The organism is Undibacterium sp. 5I1 (assembly GCF_034314085.1).
Lineage (GTDB): Bacteria > Pseudomonadota > Gammaproteobacteria > Burkholderiales > Burkholderiaceae_D > Undibacterium.
Genome location: NZ_JAVIWI010000001.1, coordinates 2,306,755 through 2,325,689, shown reverse-complemented (window position 1 = coordinate 2,325,689; position 18,935 = coordinate 2,306,755). Strand labels below are relative to the sequence as shown.

Sequence of the window (18,935 nt, the reverse complement as noted above, 5' to 3'; positions counted from 1 at the left end):
TTAAAACGATTTATTGCTGCAATTTTGCTGCACTTCCGTTTGAAATGCCGGTGTCTATACCCTGTTCCTCAACCTCAATTGGAGCAGAAGTATGGCAACGATCAATAAACGCGGTCCGTATCAATATCAAGCCATTGTCCGGTGCAAAGGCTATCCTACCCAAACACGCACTTTAGAAACCATCAAAGCAGCCAACGACTGGGCCAGAGATGTCGAGGCAAAAATGCGACGTGGTGAGTTTAGCGACCGTTCAACCGCAGAAAGTACGACTCTCGGCGATGCACTAGAACGCTATCGCTTGGAAGTAACGCCCGCTAAGCGCGGTCATGTCAAAGAAAATTACCGTCTTTTGCAGTTGATGCGACACCCTCTGGCTTTACGTCCACTCGCCAGCCTACAAAATGTCGACTTTTCCACTTACCGTGACCAGCGACTAAAAGAAGTCGCTCCGAAGACAGTACAACTAGAACTTTCCGTATTCTCTGCTTTACTCAATACAGCCCGCCGTGACTGGTCAATTTCGGTCGCCAACACGATTACTGATATCCGTAAACCAAAACTCCCCAGAGGCCGCTCGCGTCGTCTGGTTGGCGATGAAGAGATACGTCTGTTTGATACTGCTCGCAAGAGAGAATCATCTGACCTAAGTTTATTAATCGTACTTGCTATCGAAACTGGTATGCGTTGCGGAGAAATGGTGTCCTTAACTTGGGATCAAATCGACCTAGCTCATCATTTTATTCATTTGGATATGACAAAGAATGGGACTGCTCGGGATGTGCCTTTGTCAGTCACTGCAGAATCTGCTCTGCGTAGTGCCCAGCAACATCCACATGGCCGATTGACGGGATTCCAGGCAACGGATGGCGTTACTGCAGCATTTAGTCGACTTTGCCGACATGCTGACATAACCAATTTACGTTTTCATGACCTACGCCATGAAGCGGCGTCCAGATGGGCAAAAGTATTACCCGCAGCAACACTGGCAAAAATCTTTGGCTGGAAAACCTTGCAAATGGCGATGCGCTATTACAACCCTACTGCGGCCGAGTTGGTAGCAGCTATCCGTCAAAAGACAATACATTAGCTTTCTTCTTTTTAGGATAAGTGCCGAAGAGAGATTCAAACTCTTCTCATTGAGAAAACAAAACCAAGCCAATGAATATTGGCTTGGTTAGTTGAAATAATCAGGCAACCAACATCTGTAGTTCTGCCAGCGACTCAAATTGATCAGGCTTAAGTTCAGCGCGGTCGATTGACGTAGCACGTATTTCTACCGCTTTCCCGTTCTGTAATGACACCACGCGCTCCGCACTGGCAATTGTCTCTGGTCGATGTGCAACCATAATGCGAGTCAAGTTCAGCGTACCCAATGCCTGATTGACCTTTTGCTCATTCTGCACATCCAGATGGCTCGTGGCTTCATCTAATGCCAGAATCTTGGGTTGTTTGTACAAGGCACGCGCTAGCAAGACTCGCTGCTTTTGCCCTCCTGACAAACTACTACCCATGTCCCCAACCAAGGTCTGATAACCCATCGGCATGGCCGCAATATCCTCATGAATTGCCGCCTGTCTAGCACAGTGCTCGACCTGTTCTTGCTTGGTATGTGCATCAAAAAAACTGATGTTGTCCTGAATCGAGCCGGCCATCAATACATCATCTTGCATCACAGTACCAATTAGCTTGCGATAGGCATTTATACCTAATTGCTTAGTCGGAATATTATCAATCAAGACTTCACCCTCAGTGGGTTTAAGCAAATCTAGAATGATTTTGCATAAAGTCGTTTTGCCACAACCGCTAGGGCCAACCAGAGCAATGCTTTGTCCTGCAGGAATGGTCAGATTAATCCCGTCTAACACCCAAGGCTCCCCCTCGGCATAACGAAATTTCAGGTTTTTAAGTGTAATCGTTGGCTGTATGCGAGACATATCGGTTTCTTGTACGGTATCGATTTCTGCTTCTTCTAAAACGATATCGGCTAAGCGCTCGCTATGCAGCCCTAGCATTTTTAGGTTGACTACCAAGTCAATGACGTTAAAGAAACGACCTGAGAAGGTGCTGGCGTAACTAGAAAAAGCCATTAGCATCCCTACTGTCAAGGCGTTCTGCATCACCTGTCCAGCACCGATATAAAACAAAGCCAGACTCTGAATACCAAATAAGGTGGTATTAGAAATCTTGAACAATATCGACATCTTCTGCGTCTTGATATCGCGGTTTTGTACATCCATTTTGAGATTTAGCCAACGGGCCCGACGCTCCTCCTCCCGTCCAAATAATTTCAGCGGCGAGATCGCACGGATAGTTTCTAAAAAATGGCTACTCTCTTTGGACGATAGCACCAGACGTTCTTGCGACGCCTCGCGGAACGGCTGATAAGACACCCATCGTAATACGGCGTACACCAAGACCGTCACTATCACCAAAGCAGACAACTTCACGCTATATAACAACATCATGCCGAGTGCCAGCAAGGCCATCAGACCGTCTAAGGCACTCTCCACAAACAAACTCGTCAACGTACTCTGGATCACCCCAATACTGCCAAAGCGAGAGACCACGTCACCCAGATGACGCTTCTCAAAAAAAGAGACTGGTAAATGCGTCAGATGCGCAAAAACTCGAGCACTCCATTGAAAACTGATATCCATACTCCAGCGCATCAAGAACCAACTACGCGCCAGACTGATCGCGGTTTGAGTCACCATCAGTAAAGCAAAGCCAATGACCAGCACCGTCAGTAACTCGCGGTCGCCACTGACAATGACTTCATCCACCACAAATTGATTAAACAACGGGGAGGTAATCGCAAAGATTTCTAGCGCCAGCGCTAGTACCATGACTTGCACAATGGCGCGACGCAGGCCAACGATGTGTCCGGTTAAATCTCGGATAGCAATCTTTTTACGCTCGTCTTTCGGCTTAAAGCTCGCACTTGGAGACAACTCGCAAGCGACACCCGTAAAGTGAGCCGATGCCTCTTGCAAAGTAACGCGGCGCTCACCCACCGCAGGGTCGAGCAAAAACAAAGTCACTTTGCCTTGCCAATTTTTAGTGATCTTTTTTAAGACGACGAAGTGATTTAAGTTCCAATGCAAAATACATGGCAAGGCTAACTGATCTAACTCCTCCAACTCCAGGCGCAATGGTCGTGTGGACATGTTGGCGCGCACTCAATATTGACCAGCTGCGCGCATTGAATATTGACCAGGCGCTTAGTTGCTGAGCATACAAGTTTGTTTCAGGTTTGTCGATCAATTATGTGTGCATTGTTTTCTCCATTTGTTGAACTCAATTTAGCCACTTAAGCACTAAAACTCCTGCCCAGAGACTTCACCAGGTTCTGCTGATATCTCAGTCTCAGGCTTGTTTAATTCCCGGCTTCTTTCTCTTGATTTAATCCGCATTTTTGCTGTGGCACTGCTATGTTTGAAACGATAGGAATCATTACCTGTTTCAATAATATGGCAATGGTGTGTCAGTCGGTCCAGTAACGCAGTCGTCAGTTTTGCATCGCCAAAGACGTTGCTCCACTCAGAGAATGTCAGGTTGGTCGTGATGACGACGCTGGTTCGTTCGTAGAGTTTAGACAGTAAATGGAACAGTAACGCACCACCCACCTGTGAGAATGGCAGGTAACCTAACTCATCTAAGATCACCAAATCCATCTGCATAAGGCTTAGGGCCATGCGTCCTTGTTTGCCTGCTGCCTTTTCTAATTCCAAGGCATTCACCAGTTCAATCGTTGAGAAGAAGCGCACTCGCTTTCCATGTTGCGTAATACCGGAGACCGCCAGTGCTGTTGCCAGATGGCTTTTACCTGTGCCAGTGCCACCAATCAGCACCACGTTGTGCGCAGCCTCTGTGAAGGCTAACGTGGCCAACTGTTCGATCAGCTTTTGGTCTACTTTGGATTGGCTAAAATCGAAATCAGCTAGGTGGCGATGAATCGGAAATTTGGCAACGTGCAACTGATAACGGATCGAACGCATCGCTCGATCCGTCGATTCCGCTTCTAACAAGTGTTGAATGAGCCATTCCGATGTACTCACGGACGCGGTACTCTGTGCTGTTAAATCGGTATAGGCAGTTGCCATTCCATATAACTTGAGTGATTTAAGTTCACTGATGATGTTAAACATGCTGATTCTCCTGATGTAAGCTGTCGTAGCGACTTGCATCGGCTACCGGCTCTTCGATTAATTGCAAGCTTGTGGCGACGGGGTCAGGACGATCGCCCTGACTTAATCGCACCAATACGTTAGTGATGTGTTCAACACTGGTTGCACCGGACTCCAGCACTAGTTCTACTGCCACAATGACGGTATCAAGGCCATGGTGCGGGATAGCCGCTAACACTTGAGCCATGACGCGATCACCACCGGCACGGCGTAGCAAGGTGGTTTGCAATTTGATTAAAGGCGCCGGCATCAATGCAAAGGGTGCACCGTTTCGTAAGACACCGGGCTTTCTTTCTGCCAGAAGGATGTAATGCTGCCAGTCATAGCTGGTCTGATCACGTCCAAATAGTCGTAGATGACATGCAACCCTCTCATTCTCAGCGTAGACGGCAATCTGTTCTGAATACAGATGAACACTGACCATGTGATTGGCCAAATAGCACGGTACTGAATAACGATTACGGTGGACATGAACTAAGCAAGTAGAAGAAACCCGTGCTACGAGTTCGACATAGCCATCGAAGGGTGTTGGCATCGGCATGAGTTGGGCTTGCTCATGTTCCAGCACGTCGGCGACGGTCAACTCAGGGTAATCCGGATGGCGGCATTCACTCCAGAGTAACTTGCAGCGTACCGCCAGCCATGCATTGAGTTCCGCAAAGCTGCCGAAGCGTTCCTGTCTGGCGTCGTTCCAGATACGACGGCGACTATCCTGGACGTTCTTCTCAACAATACCTTTCTCCCAGCCAGACGCCACATTGCAGAAGTCGGGGTCAAACAAGTAATGGGCTGTCATTGCAAAGAAGCGTGCATTGACGATACGACCTTTGCCTTTCATGACTTTATCGACAGCGGTCTTCATGTTGTCATAGATACCGCGCCGTGCAATACCACCCATGGCAGTAAAGGCGCGAGTATGGGCATCGAAGAGCATTTCGTGGCTTTGCGTCGGATAAGCCACCAGCCAAAAGGCACGGCTGGCGCACAGCTTAGTGTGTGCTACAAGGATTTTGCGATGAATGCCACCAATGACAAGCAGCTCCTCACTCCAGTCAAACTGGAATGCTTCGCCGAGTTGAAACTTCAGTGGAACGAAGGCAGATTTACCAGTGACTTTGGCAGCTTGGTCACGCCAGGCGTAAATGTAACGGTTGACACCCGAGTAGCTACCGGTGAACCCTGCTTGCTGGAGTTCCTTAAATAGCATAAGCGCAGTACGACGTTCTTTTTTAGGTCGATGGCTGTCGGTTTGTAGCGCTAACTGAATGAGGGATGCAAAGGGAGCTATTTTACTGACAGTCGGAGGCCGGGCATACTTCGGCTCAGTCCCTTCGGCTTCTTTAAGCCACTTCTTGATGGTATTGCGCGACAGGCTGGTTCGTCGCTGAATTTCGCTAATGGATAGCCGTTCTCGGTAGAACAGCCGCCTGACCTTAGAGTACATTCCCATGGTAATCACCTTGAATTCCCTCGCAGTCAAAACTGCAAGGATAGGTTAATTTACCTGGTCAATATTCAGTGCGTATAACTGCGTTTATCTGGTCAATATTGAGTGCGCGCCAACATGTGGACAATTGCATTGCCGACGCATGGCGCATCAATTGAGCTAACGTCGCTCCTTTAAGACTGATCGAGAATTGACGACGTAAATCTGCGAGATCAGTGTGGTAGCCGTAATGGCTTGCGACCATGGCTAAGCAAGCTAAACCGCATTCGCTCGATTCTGTTTGGAGGAGGGATTTCATGTAGGATAATTTAGATAGCTTTGCAGAAATTATTTATTGATTACGCTAACATTAGCGTACTTTATCAACAAAATTCCAGAAGCACATACCAAGGTAATATAAGGAAAATAACTGTTATTTATAATTGACGGCAATAAAAAATCTTTAGGGGTTAATACAATTAAATTTTCTAAAATATGGGTAAAAATGGGATAAATAATATGTTTAGTTTTTAAATACACGATAGCCAACACTATTCCCATAAAAAAATGACTTATTGCGCCTAGCCAGTCAAATCTGAAATTCGCTTCATAAAAATTAGTGTAGTGTGCCAAAGCGAATAGAAAGGCACTGATTAACACTGCTTGGATACTCGAGCATTTTTTTAAAAGTGCATTGAGAAGAAGTTTTCTAAAAAGAAGCTCCTCAAATATGGGAGCGAGTGATATTGCAGCGATAGAATCATAAACATCAGCTTGTTCCCACCACCGAGAATAAGATATCGCGAATGAGGAGTGATAGATATTCCGAATTTGGAACAAGCCAAAAAATAATCCCCAATTCAATGCTCCTAAAAATAGAGAGAATGATGTATTTTTTATAATGGATGAACAAAAATTTGAGCTGAGCTTGTGCTTCATTAAATGTCTTCGAAAATAAGTGTGAACTTTTACTGCAAAAACTGACTTTGATTTTATATTCCGCCCATGTATTTGATGTATCCATGGGCAGACTAATATTTAATACATTACTACATACTTACGTTACTATTACAGAGCCAGCAATCCTACGATTACCCTGATTGCTACCCCGGTAAAACCAGCGCCTGGCACTCTCCCTAAAGGTAGTTCTTCCGGACGTTGAGGTGCCGTAGCGCTTGGCCCACTGGCATAGCTGTCGCTGGCGTAGCATGCATTTCCTGTGAACATCATAGGATCAATTGCTTTAACCAAGCCTGTACCCTGTCCTTGAATTACTACAGTCTGCGTTTCTCCGCCGCTTACTGTACAAACTTCATTTAAAAAAAGTGTTCTCATTTTCATTACTCCATTTAATTTCTAATTGAACTGAACCGGTCAGCCCTTCCGTAATCACCAAACCATATCGTTGCGCACCGCTCTGATTAAGCTAAATTTTTATACCAAATACCGTATTTCTATTGGACTTGTCCATTGCCAATAATTGCGATCAAGACAACCCAAAACTTAAGATGCTTACTTGCAGAGCTCAGTTTTCATAATCTTGAGAGGTACGACATTTTCTTTGTTGAACACATTCCATTTATTCCGGCGCTAGATTTTTTTCTAAAAATTTTTCTACATGACTCCAGAAATCAACACGATTTTTAACAAGCTGCCAGCCGTGACCTTCATCGCTGTACTGTATCCATTCAACTTGCGTGTTGGTCGAGGCAATTGCATCGCGGAAATTTTTTCCGTGTTTAATCGGCACTCGTCGGTCTGCCCCGCCATAAGCCATCAGTAAGGGTTGTTTGATCTGACCCGCGATATTGACCGGTGAGGTCGCTCTTAACTGTGCTGCGTCATTGACTTTGTCGCCGATCATTACTGGCATGCCATATTTTTGCCATTCTTCCGACATGTCGTTTTCCCAGCTTGACTCGAACATTAGATTGATATCTGTGACGCCGACCCACTCGAAACCACAGCGAAATAATTCAGGATTTTTGGCGAGCCCCATCAGCGTTGCATATCCGCCATAGCTAGCGCCGGCAATGCAAATACGCTTGGAATCAGCATAACCATTAGCGATTGCCCAGCGGGCGCCATCGGCGATATCTTCTTGCATCTTTAAGCCCCATTGCTTGAAACCAGCCTCAAGATGTTGAGTACCAAAACCCTTGCTGCCACGGAATTCCGGCTGCAGTACGGCGTAACCCCGCGACGCGAGGAATTGCACTTCAGGATCCCAGCCCCATTGGCTGCCGCGAACATAGGGGCCGCCATGAACGAGCACAATGAGTGGCAGATTTTTTTTGTCATGCCCTACTGGCAAAGTTAGATAGGCAGGAATTGACAAGCCATCTTTTGCTGAATAATGCACAAACATTTGTTTGGACATCTCTTTAGCATCAATGTCGGGGCGGGATTTACCTATTCCCGATAGCTTGCCGGTATCTCGCTTGTAGAGTAAATAGCTGATTGGCTGGGTATCAGAGAACGCAGAAATGACAACATAGGTCGACGCACCGCCGCGTGGAAAAGAAAGGCGATTGATCGTACCGGGTAACAAATCATCAATCTTTTTTTGAACTTCTTTCAGTTCAGGATCTAGCCAGGTGGTACCGCTGGCATCGGTAAGGTGGTGGACGCCAATAACGCGGTTTTTCTTTTCATCAATAATCAAAGAACCTGAAAAATCGTAACCGTCTAATTTCACCAGCGGTTCTTTGTCCATCGTATTTTTGGCTAAATCATAGTGATACAACGAGGATGTATCATTTCCAGCATTGCTGATTACGTAAAGCTTACCGTCTGGCGTAAAACTGAGCGGCGTGAAACCCTTTGGATCAAATTGTGAGAATTCAGTTAATTTGTGCCATTCGGTATCTTTAGGATCAAGGTAATAAATAGTGTCTATGCCCCTACTATTTTTTACAGCAATACGCGGGGTTCCGCTCTCGTCTATTAGCCAATTAGTAGGGCTGTCTGGACCAGAATAATTTTTTGATTTGCCGGTTTTAGTATTCAATCGCAGCAGTTTTACCGCTTTCACATCCTGAATGTTGCTAAAGGTGAATTGACCAACAAACACATCATCACTTTGTTGACTTTTATCCGTTGATATCAGCCAGGTGTAACCTGTTAATTTCTGTGATTGAATATTAGATCCAGTCGTCCGAGGTTCACCAGGAAAGGGACTCGCTAGCTCGATACGGTCGGTGCCATCACGATTCACCGCAAACAATCCAGGAAAGAAACGCAAATCACGCTGTGCCACATCATGGAAAGCAGCGCTGTAAACTAGCCGCTGGCTATTCACCCAGTCGTAAGAACCGACGTCGGCGTTTGAAAAGCCTGCAACAATTTTTAGAGCCATGCTATCTAAATCCATTGTAAATAGCTGTAAATAGCCGGTACTTTGAGATTCGATGAGCATTGCGACGATTTTTCCGTCAGGGGAGATTGTTACTTTTTGCATTGCGGCATTGGTGAAAAACGACTCAATTTTTGGTTTTTCGGCAGCAATTGCAAACGTGTGAGAGCTAAAAGCTATCGTGATAGCAATTTTCAAGAAGTAGGAGAAAACGTATTTGATTGGGGAATTTTGCATAATTTTTATATTGAAATAGTTATTAACCATATGGTGTTCGTTTAATTGTTGGAGACTGGTAAAAAATATTTGGTAGTCAATTCCCTCGATTAGTCACTGCCAGCACTGGCTCTGCAATCCATTCCCAAATCTTGCGTTTGTCCTGCAATATGTCTGCCTCTAGGGTCATACCTGACTTTAGATTTTGCACTTGTCCGTAGGCATCTATTGTTTGTTTTTCTAGTCTGACTTTGATTCTGTACAAGGCTTCATTACTGTTGAAGCCTTGAATATTCTGCTGGGCGTTACTCAAAATCGTACTGGCTAAATTAGGGGGTAATTCATTTGGTGCGAATGGAGTGTCGCTAATGTCGGTAACGGTGCCTTTTTGCAGTCCAAATTTTTGATAAGGGTAGGCTTGATAGCGGATCAAGACTTGCTGTCCTTTGGCGACGAAGCCTGCGGTGCGGCTGGGTGCGTAGAGATGAACTTCTAGCGGCGCTGTATAAGTCGTCTTTGTTGTGCCTAGTGTGTCTGTTGTCTTCGCTAACTTGGAGGATGAGGGTATTAATGTTGCCAATACCTGTCCTGCGTTAATGGTTTGGCCTATTTGACTGGTCAGTGTGGTGATGGTGCCTGCTTGGCTGGCGGTGATCAGATTCGTTTTACGATTGTTATTTTCTGCGATTTCTTGTTGCAGGCTAGCGACCGCTCTTTGTAGTTGTGCCTGGTCAGTTGCTAAGCTATTAGCCTGAGCATTCAGCTCTGCTTGCATAGCAAGTTGATTAGCCTCTAGCTGCAACTTATTGCGACGTAGGGTTGACAAATGAGTATCGACATCAATCATGTCTTCTTGTTTTTGCTGGGTCTGAGCCGCCGATACATAGCCATTATTTTGCAGCGTTTGGAATTTAGTGACACTGTCTTGGGCCAGGCTATGGCGACGTTGGGTGAGGACAATTTCTTGTTCTAGTTGACTGGCTTCGGTCGTAAGGTTATTCAACCTTTGAACTAAAGCCTGTTTCTTTTCTATCGCTTGGGCTGTGCGCAGTCTTTGTTCCGCTTCCAATGTCTGCCGACGGGTGGCGAGTTGTTGGGCAACCAAAGCGGTGATTTCGCCTTTATCTCCCTGGCGTTCAGTAGAAAGCTCGAACAGTATTTGACCTGCACTAACAGTTTGCCCTTCTATGACGTGACTGTTGACTAATAAACCTGCGTTGGGCGCGCTGATGCTGATACTGCCGCCAATCGGCAGGGTGATGCCTGTGACGCGGGCTTTTTTGGTGACGTTACCCAATGTGATAAAGGCGATGAGAATCATCGTGACGATCAAAGCAACACCAGCAATCAGCCAAGCCGAAATCGGTCGTGCCAAACGGATAGCGCCTAGCCATTGTTGACTGTGACTTGCTGTTACTTCCAGACGGAACAAGGGTTGACTCTGTGATATTTGTTCTTGGTACGACATGGATATAATTATCTTTAGGGTAATTAGTTATCTTTTTGAATTGCTAATTTAATCATTAAAATATTTATATATAGCTAATTATTACAAATACTTACAAGTGTTTATTTATTCTTGCTAATTACTTATTAACCATCTAAATAAAAGCTCTAATAGAGACCATGATTTTTTACGAAGCTAATTCATATTCATTTGCAGAAATAATCAGACGTGCTGGTTCTGAAACCACTGCTCAATCGTCTCTTCAGACCAAGCCAAAGACCGCCCAGGATTATCTGGGGGCGACACTTTGAGCGCCGTGTAAATACTATCAAACAGTACTTGTACCGATACATCATCGGCATCCCTTCTGTTTTCAGCAGCCTTTAATGCAGACCAAATCATGCATTTAAGTTGATATCGCTGTTGGTTAATCCCATAAAATCCTGGCCGTTTCTGCTGGTACGCTAACCATATGAGGATGGAATTTGCCACCTGTGGAGTGAGCTTTTTGTGGCTACTCAGAAAGCGCCCAATCAATTCATTCGCCAATGCTTTGGCTTCATTAAAGGATTCTTTACTGATGACCCATGTCAAATGTCGACCGCCGCTACTCATTATCTCTTGACCATCCTCATCGACTAACATCTCGCCTTTGCTGTTCTTCGCTACATGCTTGCGGTGTTCAAGCTGCGTCAGTTTATAAATACGGGAGATCTCCCAGCCGTCATGTTCGGTTCGTTTTGCCGTTTCAAAATAGAGGCGTTGATATGGTTTTCTTGCATCTTTATATTTTGGAAAAACATCCAGTTCACCTTCGCCTTGTGACCAAAGCACATAAAAATTAACCTTGCCAAACTCTTGAATCTGCCGCTGATCCAGCGGTTTAACGATGACGAGATGGCCGCAAGAGTGACCTTGTTTGCGCGCATAGTCGCGTTGATGTCGCGTCATACCGATGCCAATTTTGGCATGCATCTCGATTGCAAAAGCAGGTAATTTGTCGATACGTATCCAGCCACTTTGATAGAAATAATGCTTACTTTTAAGGTAATCGAGTAGTAAACGCATGGCTTGTGTCTGACTGCGCGGTAGCCGGATTTGCGCTAATACTGAGGTATCGTTCTCACTAGATTTAGGCATAGGATGTTCATTCAAACAGTAATTAGGCGTATAGACATCGGTCTTATCTTTTTCAAGAACTGCTTTTTAGGCGTTGATTTAGAACAGTAGTACGCCGCCATAACGATAGATTTATGTGCAGTCCAAATCATCGGAAAGGCGCATTTGGCCTAGGTGTCCGGAATGTATTCCGGACACCTCTAATGAATGTCCCAAAAAATTCAAAGAATTTTTATTTTTTTTGTTTTGATTTTGATTTTTTGGGTTTTACACTTTTTAGTGAAGTCCGATACCTACACAGGTAAGGACTCCAAGAAAATAGTTCCAGACGATGCAGGTCGTCGGGTGCGCCAACACTCTCACTTCTTACTGCTGTGGGATGGTCGCGCCAACGACCCCACATCAGTCTCACTTGTCAGGCGCTGACCTCTATTCCAGAGTTCAGTTGCCGGTACCGCTCGGTGCACGTAAAGGTGCTCGCCGAGCGATGATGGGCGGGAGAGCTGCAATTCTCTCGACCCACTCTCTATTGTGAAGTTTGTTATGAAATTCGTGCGACCACCAGAAACACCGCCGCTATAAGCCGTGAGGCGAAATGCGGTAGGTTGGCAAACGAAAAATCGAGTAACCAGCCTCGACCTCCTGAACGATCCAGCGCAAGCTGGACGGGAGTGCTTGACACGAGTGATGTCGGCGGACGAAAGTCGCCGCTGTCTGAAAAAATGCCGTAAGGCGCCTGGAGAGTCGTCCAGGGAAGACAGTCCACCACCGGAAGGCGGGGTAGCAGAGAGCTTATGCGTGTAATAGTCGGAAACTACGCTGAGGGAACTCACGTAGGGCACCGGCTTTCAAGAGGTGCATAAAGTGTGTGATGTAAAAGTCCAGGTAGACGTACAAATAAACAAGGATGAGGTCTTCGGGACATTCTCCCATCCGCGGGCGCCCAAAAGCGTCGGTAGCTGAAAACTACGTTTGTTTGATTTCGTGCCGCACACGTTATGCGCTGTTCATCGTCGTTTTGTCTAAGTGGGTGACCTGTCGTGGATACTTATTTTGTTCAGGGTGGAAACCTGCATATAAAAAATAAGGATGCACTATGGTTAAGCGGTGATACCAGTCAATATAGTTGAGCTTTCCTCTGCATGGGCATGTGGAGGCGAGTTAGCGAATCTGCTACTGGGAAACACCACCGGATAATATAGCCTTACAAGTGAAATGATGTGCCTGGAAGGTTTGGCGACCGACCAGGAGGTGATGTGACATGGGGTGCTTTGGCGAGTACTCCGTGTACTACAAGTAGATGAAGGCTAGATGTTTAGCATGAATGTTGATTCACGGGGCCGACTTCGGTCGGCCCTGCCTTAGGATATTGAATTAGCGACACACGAGCGGAAAGTGACAAGTAAGTTAGAAATTCATAGTTTGCGGCGAGCTATAATTTGTTCGGCCTTGGTTGGTCGGCCTCGACGACGTGGACTTGATGCTTGCGATGGTGAAGCTGCTGTTAAAGGTGCCGTTGCTTGCTGCTTCTGGTTCAACCAGTGTTGTACATCGGCTGGTCGGAAGCGGAGTAAGCGACCTAGTTTGACGACGGGAGGTAAGTCTCCACCTGTGGCGTGACGGTTATAAATCGTTTGTTCGGCAATGCCTAGTGCTGCTGCTAAGGTTTTAGGGGAAAGAAGTGCTTCCATGGGAATGGTTTCGTTGTTAGCAATCACATGACTGCTAAACGTATAGGCACCAGTTACCAGGATTTACTTTGATCTGACGGGCGGCGGAATTTCTGCTGCAAATTTGCTGCACTTGAGTGAGTAAATTCCGGTATAATGCGGTAAGTCAGGGTATGGCATGCCGTTGATTTTATTGAATATTCTTGTTTTAAGCCCCTCTAGTTTTGGGCTCATAACCCGAAGGTCGTAGGTTCAAATCCTGCCCCCGCAACCAGAATTAAACAAAAAAGCCACGTATTCGCGTGGCTTTTTTATTGGCTCAGTAATTATTTTTTGATTTGTGCGGAATTTCTGGACTACAATCCGATATCAGCGCAATTGATGAAATTCTAATCAACTGCGCTACGCTCAAACAAGCGGCAATTGTTCGGCGATTGTCGATTTAGTTGATGAGTTAATTAACACAATTAATGCATAACCAAATGTGTTGACTTTGGTTGATGTCAGACAGTAAGTATCCGCCTAGATGGCATGCGCTGCCCTAAAGTGCAGCAAAATTACAGAATCGGTTTTGGCTGAAGAAGTTCTTTCAGTGCCGTTCCATACTTAATTAGATCAACCAATCAATGTGCTAAAGAGTTTGCATGAATACTGCTGAGGCCAAGCGAGTCCTCGAAACCGCATTGCTATGTGCGCATGAGCCGCTTACCGTCAATACGATGAGGAAGCTGTTTCAGGATAGTGATGAATCAAGCGAAATTGTTGGTGCCGACACCATTAAATCCATGCTGGAAGATTTGCGTGTTGATTGGTCCGATAAGGGTATTGAGTTAGTCGGATTGTCGACCGGATGGCGCTTCCAAAGCCGTCCAGAAATGCGTGCTTATATCGACAGGTTGAATCCTGAAAAGCCGCCAAAATATTCACGGGCCACCTTGGAAACGCTTGCCATTATTGCGTACAGACAGCCAGTTACTCGCGGAGATATTGAGGAAATACGCGGTGTCACGGTTGCTTCTCAGATGATTAAAACTTTAGAGGATCGTGGTTGGATTGAAGCTATTGGCCACCGCGATGTTCCTGGACGACCGGGTTTGTTTGCGACTACCAAGCAATTTTTGGATGATTTGGGTTTATCTTCCTTGGATCAACTGCCTCCTTTGCAGCAAGTAAAAAAAGATGATGTATCTGATGTGAGTGCGCCGGAATTGGATGCCCTCGGAACCGGTATGTTTGCAGAGCAAGAGTTATCTGCTTTGGCTGGTATTGAAATAACTGAGGTTGTTTCTGTGGGGGCAAAGGCTCACGAGATTGAAAATGAAGTTAGCAGCGCTGGCGATGCTAGTGATCTAGAGGAAGTAAAAAGTCTGGCTGAAGTCGCCGTAGCTGATACTGCGCTGACATCCAAGCCAGAAAATGAAATAAGTAATATTGACAGCGACTTTGCTCAAGGCTCAGATGTGGCGGTTGAAACATCGAATCATGAGCTGGCATCAGAAACTAAACCAGATGCTGCGTCATCGATCCCGCCCCCAAGCCTAAATTAAATAGACTAATGAATACAAATAATCCAGACGATATTAAACCGAATGCATCTGCTGAAGGTGGTGATGATAATGCGCAAAAGCCAGTAAAGCGCGGTGTGCGTGGGCCGCGCAATATGCGCCGATCCCGGCCGAAAGCTGATGCGGCAGATAGTGGTGCGGTTGAGGGCGTTGTGACTGCCGTAGTTGATATGCCAGGTGCTGAAATCGGTGTTGAAAAGCGAAAACCAAGAGCAGTTCGCCCACAGGGTGATCGAGTACAGCGTACTGATGCTGGTTCGCGTGAGCCGCGTCCAGCAAGACTGTCGCGCGAGGGGCATAGCGAAAATCGCGCACCACGCACGCCACGGGATGAGCAAAGCGGCAATCGTGCAGCGCGCCCATCGCGTGAAGAGCAATTTGGCAATCGCTCTGCTGGCCCTAATGGTGGTGCAGGAAATAGCTCCGGTAACGGATTAAATAAAGGTCGTCACCCAAGTCAGGCGCGTGGTGTTCGTCCTGCAAGTCGTCCCGCCGCCAACAGCGCAGATGATGTTTTTTCATTTGTTACATCGGAAGCATTCGACGTTGCTGCAGATGCTGGGCAAGACAAAGGTAGGGGGCGTACAAGTAAAGTAGTGAGACGTGATCTTACTGCGGATGATGATGCTCCAAAATTGCATAAAGTTCTGGCTGAAGCTGGCCTTGGTTCACGTCGTGATATGGAGGATTTGATTGTTGCTGGACGCGTATCTGTGAATGGTGAGCCTGCACATATCGGTCAACGTATTCTTCCAACTGATCAGGTTCGGATTAACGGTAAACCAATTCAACGCAAAATTAGTAAAAAACCACCTCGTGTCTTGGTTTACCACAAGCCGGCGGGTGAAATTGTAAGTATGAGTGATCCGGAGGGGCGTCAATCCGTATTCGCCAGTTTGCCGCAAATGAAGGTCGGTAAGTGGCTGGCGGTAGGGCGTCTTGATTACAACACGGAAGGTTTGTTGTTATTCACGACCTCTGGTGATTTGGCGAATCGGCTTATGCATCCACGCTACGGTATTGAGCGCGAATATGCTGTGCGCACTTTAGGTGACTTGGAAGAAGGAATGCGCCAAAAGCTGCTCGCTGGTGTCGAGCTTGAAGATGGTTTAGCACAATTCTCCAAAATTATGGATGGCGGTGGCGAAGGTGTAAATAAGTGGTATCGCGTTGTCATCGGTGAGGGGCGTAATCGCGAGGTGCGTCGTATGTTTGAGGCTGTAGGTTTGACGGTGTCGCGTCTGATTCGTACTCGTTACGGTGTAATGACTTTGCCCGCAGGTTTAAAGCGTGGTCGTTGGGATGAGCTGGAAGAAGATGCAGTCCGTAGCTTACTGAAAATCAGTGGCTTGGAAAAAGCCGGTGGTGATAAGCCCGCTGGTAAAGAATTCGCGGCACGTCCAAATGGTAACAAGGCACCGGGTCGTCCTGTCAATCCTTTCGATAAGCCACAAGGTCGATTTAACGCGCCGCGCCCTGAGTTTGGTGGCACTCGTAATAGTGGAGGTCCCGGGCGGAATGACGCAGAAGGTAAAAAGCGTAGTCGTCAGCCAGATCCAATGCAGACAGCGCTAGGATTTCCAGATGCTGGCCAGCAGCGACGTGGTGGTACAGCGCGAGGAAGTGGTCAGGCTATAGGTCAGGGGATTGCTGCTCGCAGACGCTCTAAAGGTGTTTGATGTTGCTTGTTGCTATGTAATACACCTAATTTTGCTCTGTTCGTCCATTGCGATAGAGTAAATAATCGTTTATAATCTTGCAGTTAGCAGATTTTGCCTCCATAGGTTGGGATAATGGGGCGTTCTAAAAACGATGGGCAGTAGCCCATTTTTTTTTGGCGAAGCAGTTTGTTGCTAGACAAATTAAGCATTTTTCGGAGAATACTCTTGCAGTTGTTGGAATTGATAGAAAAGACCGTCAATGGCACCGGATACGATCTGGTTGATTTTGAACGGGCAGATCGTGGCTTATTTCGAGTTTATATTGACTTTTTGCCGACAGACGCAGAGAAGGGCAATATCACGGTTGAAGACTGTGAGAAGGTCAGCCACCAACTGTCACATGTATTAACGGTTGAGAATATGAATTACGAGAGGTTGGAAGTTTCTTCTCCTGGTCTTGATAGGCCGTTGATGAAATTGACTGATTTCGTCAGGTTTGTTGGCGAAAAAGCGACTATTAAGTTGCGTTTGCCAATGCCTGGTGCGCAGAATCGCAAAACATTTGAAGGTGTTTTGCATGAGCCTCAAGGTGACAAGCTGAAGTTGGAATTTGAAGGTAAAGACGGTGCGGCAATGCTGGAGTTCACGCTTGCCGATTTGGATAAGGCACGTTTGGTGCCGCAAGTAGATTTTAGGAGCCGCAAAGCATGAGTCGCGAAGTTTTATTATTGGTTGATGTGCTGGCGCGTGAGAAAAACGTTGATGAAGATATCGTTTTTGCTGCGTTGGAGCATGCTTTGGCTCAGGCCACAAAGAAGCGCTATGAAGGTGAAGTCGATATTCGCGTAGAAATTGATCGTGATACAGGCGAATATAAATCCTATCGCCGCTGGCGCGTAGTGCCTGATGATGCAGGTTTGCAATTGCCTGATCAGGAAATTTTGCATTTCGAGGCTGTTGAGCAATATCAAGATATCGAAGTCGATGAATACATCGAAGAGCCGATTGAGTCAGTAGAGTTGGGTCGTCGTTTCGCGCAAGATACTAAGCAAGTTGTTTTGCAACGCATCCGTGACGCAGAGCGTGAACAAATTTTGGCTGATTTTCTTGAGCGCGGCGATTCCCTGGTGACTGGCACGATCAAGCGCATGGAGCGTGGTGAGGCCGTTGTTGAGTCTGGCAAGATTGAAGCACGCTTGCCACGAGATCAGATGATTCCTAAAGAGAATTTGCGTGTTGGTGATCGTGTTCGTGCATATATTTTGCGTATCGATCGTAACGCGCGTGGCCCACAAGTTATTTTGTCTCGGACCGCACCAGAATTCATCATGAAGTTGTTCGAGTTGGAAGTGCCAGAAATTGAGCAAGGTTCGTTGGTTATCAAATCTGCCGCACGTGATCCCGGTATACGCGCCAAAATCGCAGTTTATACCAGCGATAAACGTATTGATCCTATCGGCACCTGTGTTGGTATGCGTGGTTCGCGCGTTCAGGCGGTAACTGGTGAGTTGGGCGGCGAACGCGTTGATATCGTACTTTGGTCAGAAGATCCGGCTCAATTTGTTATCGGTGCTCTTGCTCCTGCCAATGTTTCTTCTATCATGGTAGATGAAGAAAAGCATGGTATGGACGTTGTTGTTGATGATGAAAATCTGGCGATTGCCATTGGTCGTAGTGGTCAAAACGTTCGTTTGGCAGCTGAATTAACTGGCTGGCAAATTAATATTATGACGGCGGAAGAATCCGCTAGTAAAGCAGAGCAAGAAACTGCTGGTGTTCGTGCTTTGTTTATGGAGAAGCTAGACGTTGATCAAGAGGTTGCAGATATCTTGGTTGATGAAGGTTTCGCTAGTTTGGAAGAAATAGCTTACGTACCTATCAGTGAAATGCTGGAAATTGAAGCCTTCGATGAAGATACGGTAAATGAGTTGCGCAACCGCGCTAGAGATGCATTGCTCACGGAGGCGATCGCTTCCGAAGAAGGTGTTGATGGTGTCGAGGATGCTTTGATCAACCTGGAAGGTATGAGCCGTGTAACTGCTGGCAAGCTGGGTTTAGCAGGCATTAAGACACTACAGGCTTTTGGTGGTCTGGCGTATGACGAATTTGGAGCGATTTTGGCGCTGTCAGCCGAACGTGCGCGCCAATTAATTAAAGATGCATTTGAAGACGTGACTGATGATGAGATGAAGCTCATCGACGCTAAATATGATGATCATGCCAAGGCTTTGTTAGCTTCAGCATGGAAACTCGTAGAAGCACAATAATTCCGAGTTAATAATCATTTAA

Annotated in this window: 16 protein-coding genes; 6 read left to right on the top strand and 10 right to left on the bottom strand. The window is 46.4% G+C overall.

Annotated features, from left to right (window positions below; translation table 11 throughout):
* The first annotated feature begins 91 nt into the window (after positions 1 to 91).
* The gene (locus RGU72_RS10245; protein WP_322118264.1) at positions 92 to 1,087 is read left to right on the top strand and encodes a site-specific integrase; all 996 of its coding nucleotides are present in this window, start codon (positions 92 to 94) and stop codon (positions 1,085 to 1,087) included.
* A gap of 100 nt (positions 1,088 to 1,187) precedes the next feature.
* Here RGU72_RS10245 and RGU72_RS10240 read toward each other — a convergent pair whose 3' ends face one another.
* The 9 genes from RGU72_RS10240 to RGU72_RS10200 all read right to left on the bottom strand — a co-directional run bounded on the left by RGU72_RS10240 (position 1,188) and on the right by RGU72_RS10200 (position 11,771).
* A complete protein-coding gene (locus tag RGU72_RS10240) occupies positions 1,188 to 3,167 on the bottom strand; it encodes a peptidase domain-containing ABC transporter (RefSeq protein ID WP_322119625.1) in 1,980 nt (659 codons plus the stop codon).
* A gap of 150 nt (positions 3,168 to 3,317) precedes the next feature.
* Positions 3,318 to 4,148 carry an IS21-like element helper ATPase IstB gene (gene istB / locus RGU72_RS10235; RefSeq protein WP_322118259.1) on the bottom strand — a complete coding sequence of 277 codons (831 nt, stop codon included), beginning with the start codon at positions 4,146 to 4,148 and terminating at the stop codon, positions 3,318 to 3,320.
* Entirely contained in the window at positions 4,141 to 5,637 is a 1,497-nt protein-coding gene (istA, locus tag RGU72_RS10230; protein WP_322118258.1) for an IS21 family transposase, read from the bottom strand. Before istA ends, istB begins: the two co-directional genes overlap by 8 nt.
* 58 nt (positions 5,638 to 5,695) lie before the next feature.
* Entirely contained in the window at positions 5,696 to 5,932 is a 237-nt protein-coding gene (locus RGU72_RS10225; protein ID WP_322119624.1) for a cysteine peptidase family C39 domain-containing protein, read from the bottom strand.
* Positions 5,933 to 5,961: 29 nt separating this feature from the next.
* Complete coding sequence (locus tag RGU72_RS10220; RefSeq protein WP_322119623.1) at positions 5,962 to 6,552, bottom strand: CPBP family intramembrane glutamic endopeptidase; 591 nt, start codon at positions 6,550 to 6,552, stop codon at positions 5,962 to 5,964.
* A gap of 129 nt (positions 6,553 to 6,681) precedes the next feature.
* Positions 6,682 to 6,948, bottom strand: coding sequence for a hypothetical protein (locus RGU72_RS10215; RefSeq protein ID WP_322119622.1), 267 nt, complete (start codon positions 6,946 to 6,948; stop codon positions 6,682 to 6,684).
* Positions 6,949 to 7,192: 244 nt separating this feature from the next.
* The gene (locus RGU72_RS10210) at positions 7,193 to 9,073 is read right to left on the bottom strand and encodes an alpha/beta fold hydrolase (protein ID WP_322119621.1); all 1,881 of its coding nucleotides are present in this window, start codon (positions 9,071 to 9,073) and stop codon (positions 7,193 to 7,195) included.
* 208 nt (positions 9,074 to 9,281) lie between these two features.
* On the bottom strand, positions 9,282 to 10,652 hold the full coding sequence (locus tag RGU72_RS10205) for an HlyD family secretion protein (RefSeq protein WP_322119620.1): 1,371 nt from the start codon (positions 10,650 to 10,652) through the stop codon (positions 9,282 to 9,284).
* Between the two features lie 201 nt (positions 10,653 to 10,853).
* A complete protein-coding gene (locus tag RGU72_RS10200; protein ID WP_322119619.1) occupies positions 10,854 to 11,771 on the bottom strand; it encodes a hypothetical protein in 918 nt (305 codons plus the stop codon).
* Between the two features lie 186 nt (positions 11,772 to 11,957).
* Between RGU72_RS10200 and RGU72_RS10195 the strand changes: the two genes are divergently transcribed.
* Positions 11,958 to 12,176 (top strand): hypothetical protein, encoded by a 219-nt coding sequence (locus tag RGU72_RS10195; RefSeq protein ID WP_322119618.1) that lies wholly within the window; start codon positions 11,958 to 11,960, stop codon positions 12,174 to 12,176.
* 989 nt (positions 12,177 to 13,165) lie between these two features.
* Here the strand turns inward: RGU72_RS10195 and RGU72_RS10190 are convergent.
* Positions 13,166 to 13,441 (bottom strand): helix-turn-helix domain-containing protein, encoded by a 276-nt coding sequence (locus RGU72_RS10190; RefSeq protein ID WP_322119617.1) that lies wholly within the window; start codon positions 13,439 to 13,441, stop codon positions 13,166 to 13,168.
* A gap of 623 nt (positions 13,442 to 14,064) precedes the next feature.
* Between RGU72_RS10190 and scpB the strand changes: the two genes are divergently transcribed.
* The 4 genes from scpB to nusA all read left to right on the top strand — a co-directional run bounded on the left by scpB (position 14,065) and on the right by nusA (position 18,913).
* Positions 14,065 to 14,967 (top strand): SMC-Scp complex subunit ScpB, encoded by a 903-nt coding sequence (scpB, locus tag RGU72_RS10185; protein ID WP_322119616.1) that lies wholly within the window; start codon positions 14,065 to 14,067, stop codon positions 14,965 to 14,967.
* A gap of 8 nt (positions 14,968 to 14,975) precedes the next feature.
* Positions 14,976 to 16,664, top strand: coding sequence for a pseudouridine synthase (locus RGU72_RS10180; protein ID WP_322119615.1), 1,689 nt, complete (start codon positions 14,976 to 14,978; stop codon positions 16,662 to 16,664).
* 207 nt (positions 16,665 to 16,871) lie between these two features.
* The gene (gene rimP / locus RGU72_RS10175) at positions 16,872 to 17,357 is read left to right on the top strand and encodes a ribosome maturation factor RimP (RefSeq protein WP_322119614.1); all 486 of its coding nucleotides are present in this window, start codon (positions 16,872 to 16,874) and stop codon (positions 17,355 to 17,357) included.
* Complete coding sequence (nusA, locus tag RGU72_RS10170) at positions 17,354 to 18,913, top strand: transcription termination factor NusA (RefSeq protein ID WP_322119613.1); 1,560 nt, start codon at positions 17,354 to 17,356, stop codon at positions 18,911 to 18,913. The genes rimP and nusA overlap by 4 nt, the downstream gene beginning before the upstream one ends.
* Positions 18,914 to 18,935 lie beyond the last annotated feature (22 nt).

Coding starts and splice junctions, on each gene's coding strand:
- RGU72_RS10245 (WP_322118264.1), top strand. CDS start 92: ATGGCAACGATCAATAAACGCGGTCCGTATCAATATCAAGCCATTGTC.
- RGU72_RS10240 (WP_322119625.1), bottom strand. CDS start 3,167: ATGTCCACACGACCATTGCGCCTGGAGTTGGAGGAGTTAGATCAGTTA.
- istB (WP_322118259.1), bottom strand. CDS start 4,148: ATGTTTAACATCATCAGTGAACTTAAATCACTCAAGTTATATGGAATG.
- istA (WP_322118258.1), bottom strand. CDS start 5,637: ATGGGAATGTACTCTAAGGTCAGGCGGCTGTTCTACCGAGAACGGCTA.
- RGU72_RS10225 (WP_322119624.1), bottom strand. CDS start 5,932: ATGAAATCCCTCCTCCAAACAGAATCGAGCGAATGCGGTTTAGCTTGC.
- RGU72_RS10220 (WP_322119623.1), bottom strand. CDS start 6,552: ATGAAGCACAAGCTCAGCTCAAATTTTTGTTCATCCATTATAAAAAAT.
- RGU72_RS10215 (WP_322119622.1), bottom strand. CDS start 6,948: ATGAGAACACTTTTTTTAAATGAAGTTTGTACAGTAAGCGGCGGAGAA.
- RGU72_RS10210 (WP_322119621.1), bottom strand. CDS start 9,073: ATGCAAAAAGTAACAATCTCCCCTGACGGAAAAATCGTCGCAATGCTC.
- RGU72_RS10205 (WP_322119620.1), bottom strand. CDS start 10,652: ATGTCGTACCAAGAACAAATATCACAGAGTCAACCCTTGTTCCGTCTG.
- RGU72_RS10200 (WP_322119619.1), bottom strand. CDS start 11,771: ATGCCTAAATCTAGTGAGAACGATACCTCAGTATTAGCGCAAATCCGG.
- RGU72_RS10195 (WP_322119618.1), top strand. CDS start 11,958: ATGTCCCAAAAAATTCAAAGAATTTTTATTTTTTTTGTTTTGATTTTG.
- RGU72_RS10190 (WP_322119617.1), bottom strand. CDS start 13,441: ATGGAAGCACTTCTTTCCCCTAAAACCTTAGCAGCAGCACTAGGCATT.
- scpB (WP_322119616.1), top strand. CDS start 14,065: ATGAATACTGCTGAGGCCAAGCGAGTCCTCGAAACCGCATTGCTATGT.
- RGU72_RS10180 (WP_322119615.1), top strand. CDS start 14,976: ATGAATACAAATAATCCAGACGATATTAAACCGAATGCATCTGCTGAA.
- nusA (WP_322119613.1), top strand. CDS start 17,354: ATGAGTCGCGAAGTTTTATTATTGGTTGATGTGCTGGCGCGTGAGAAA.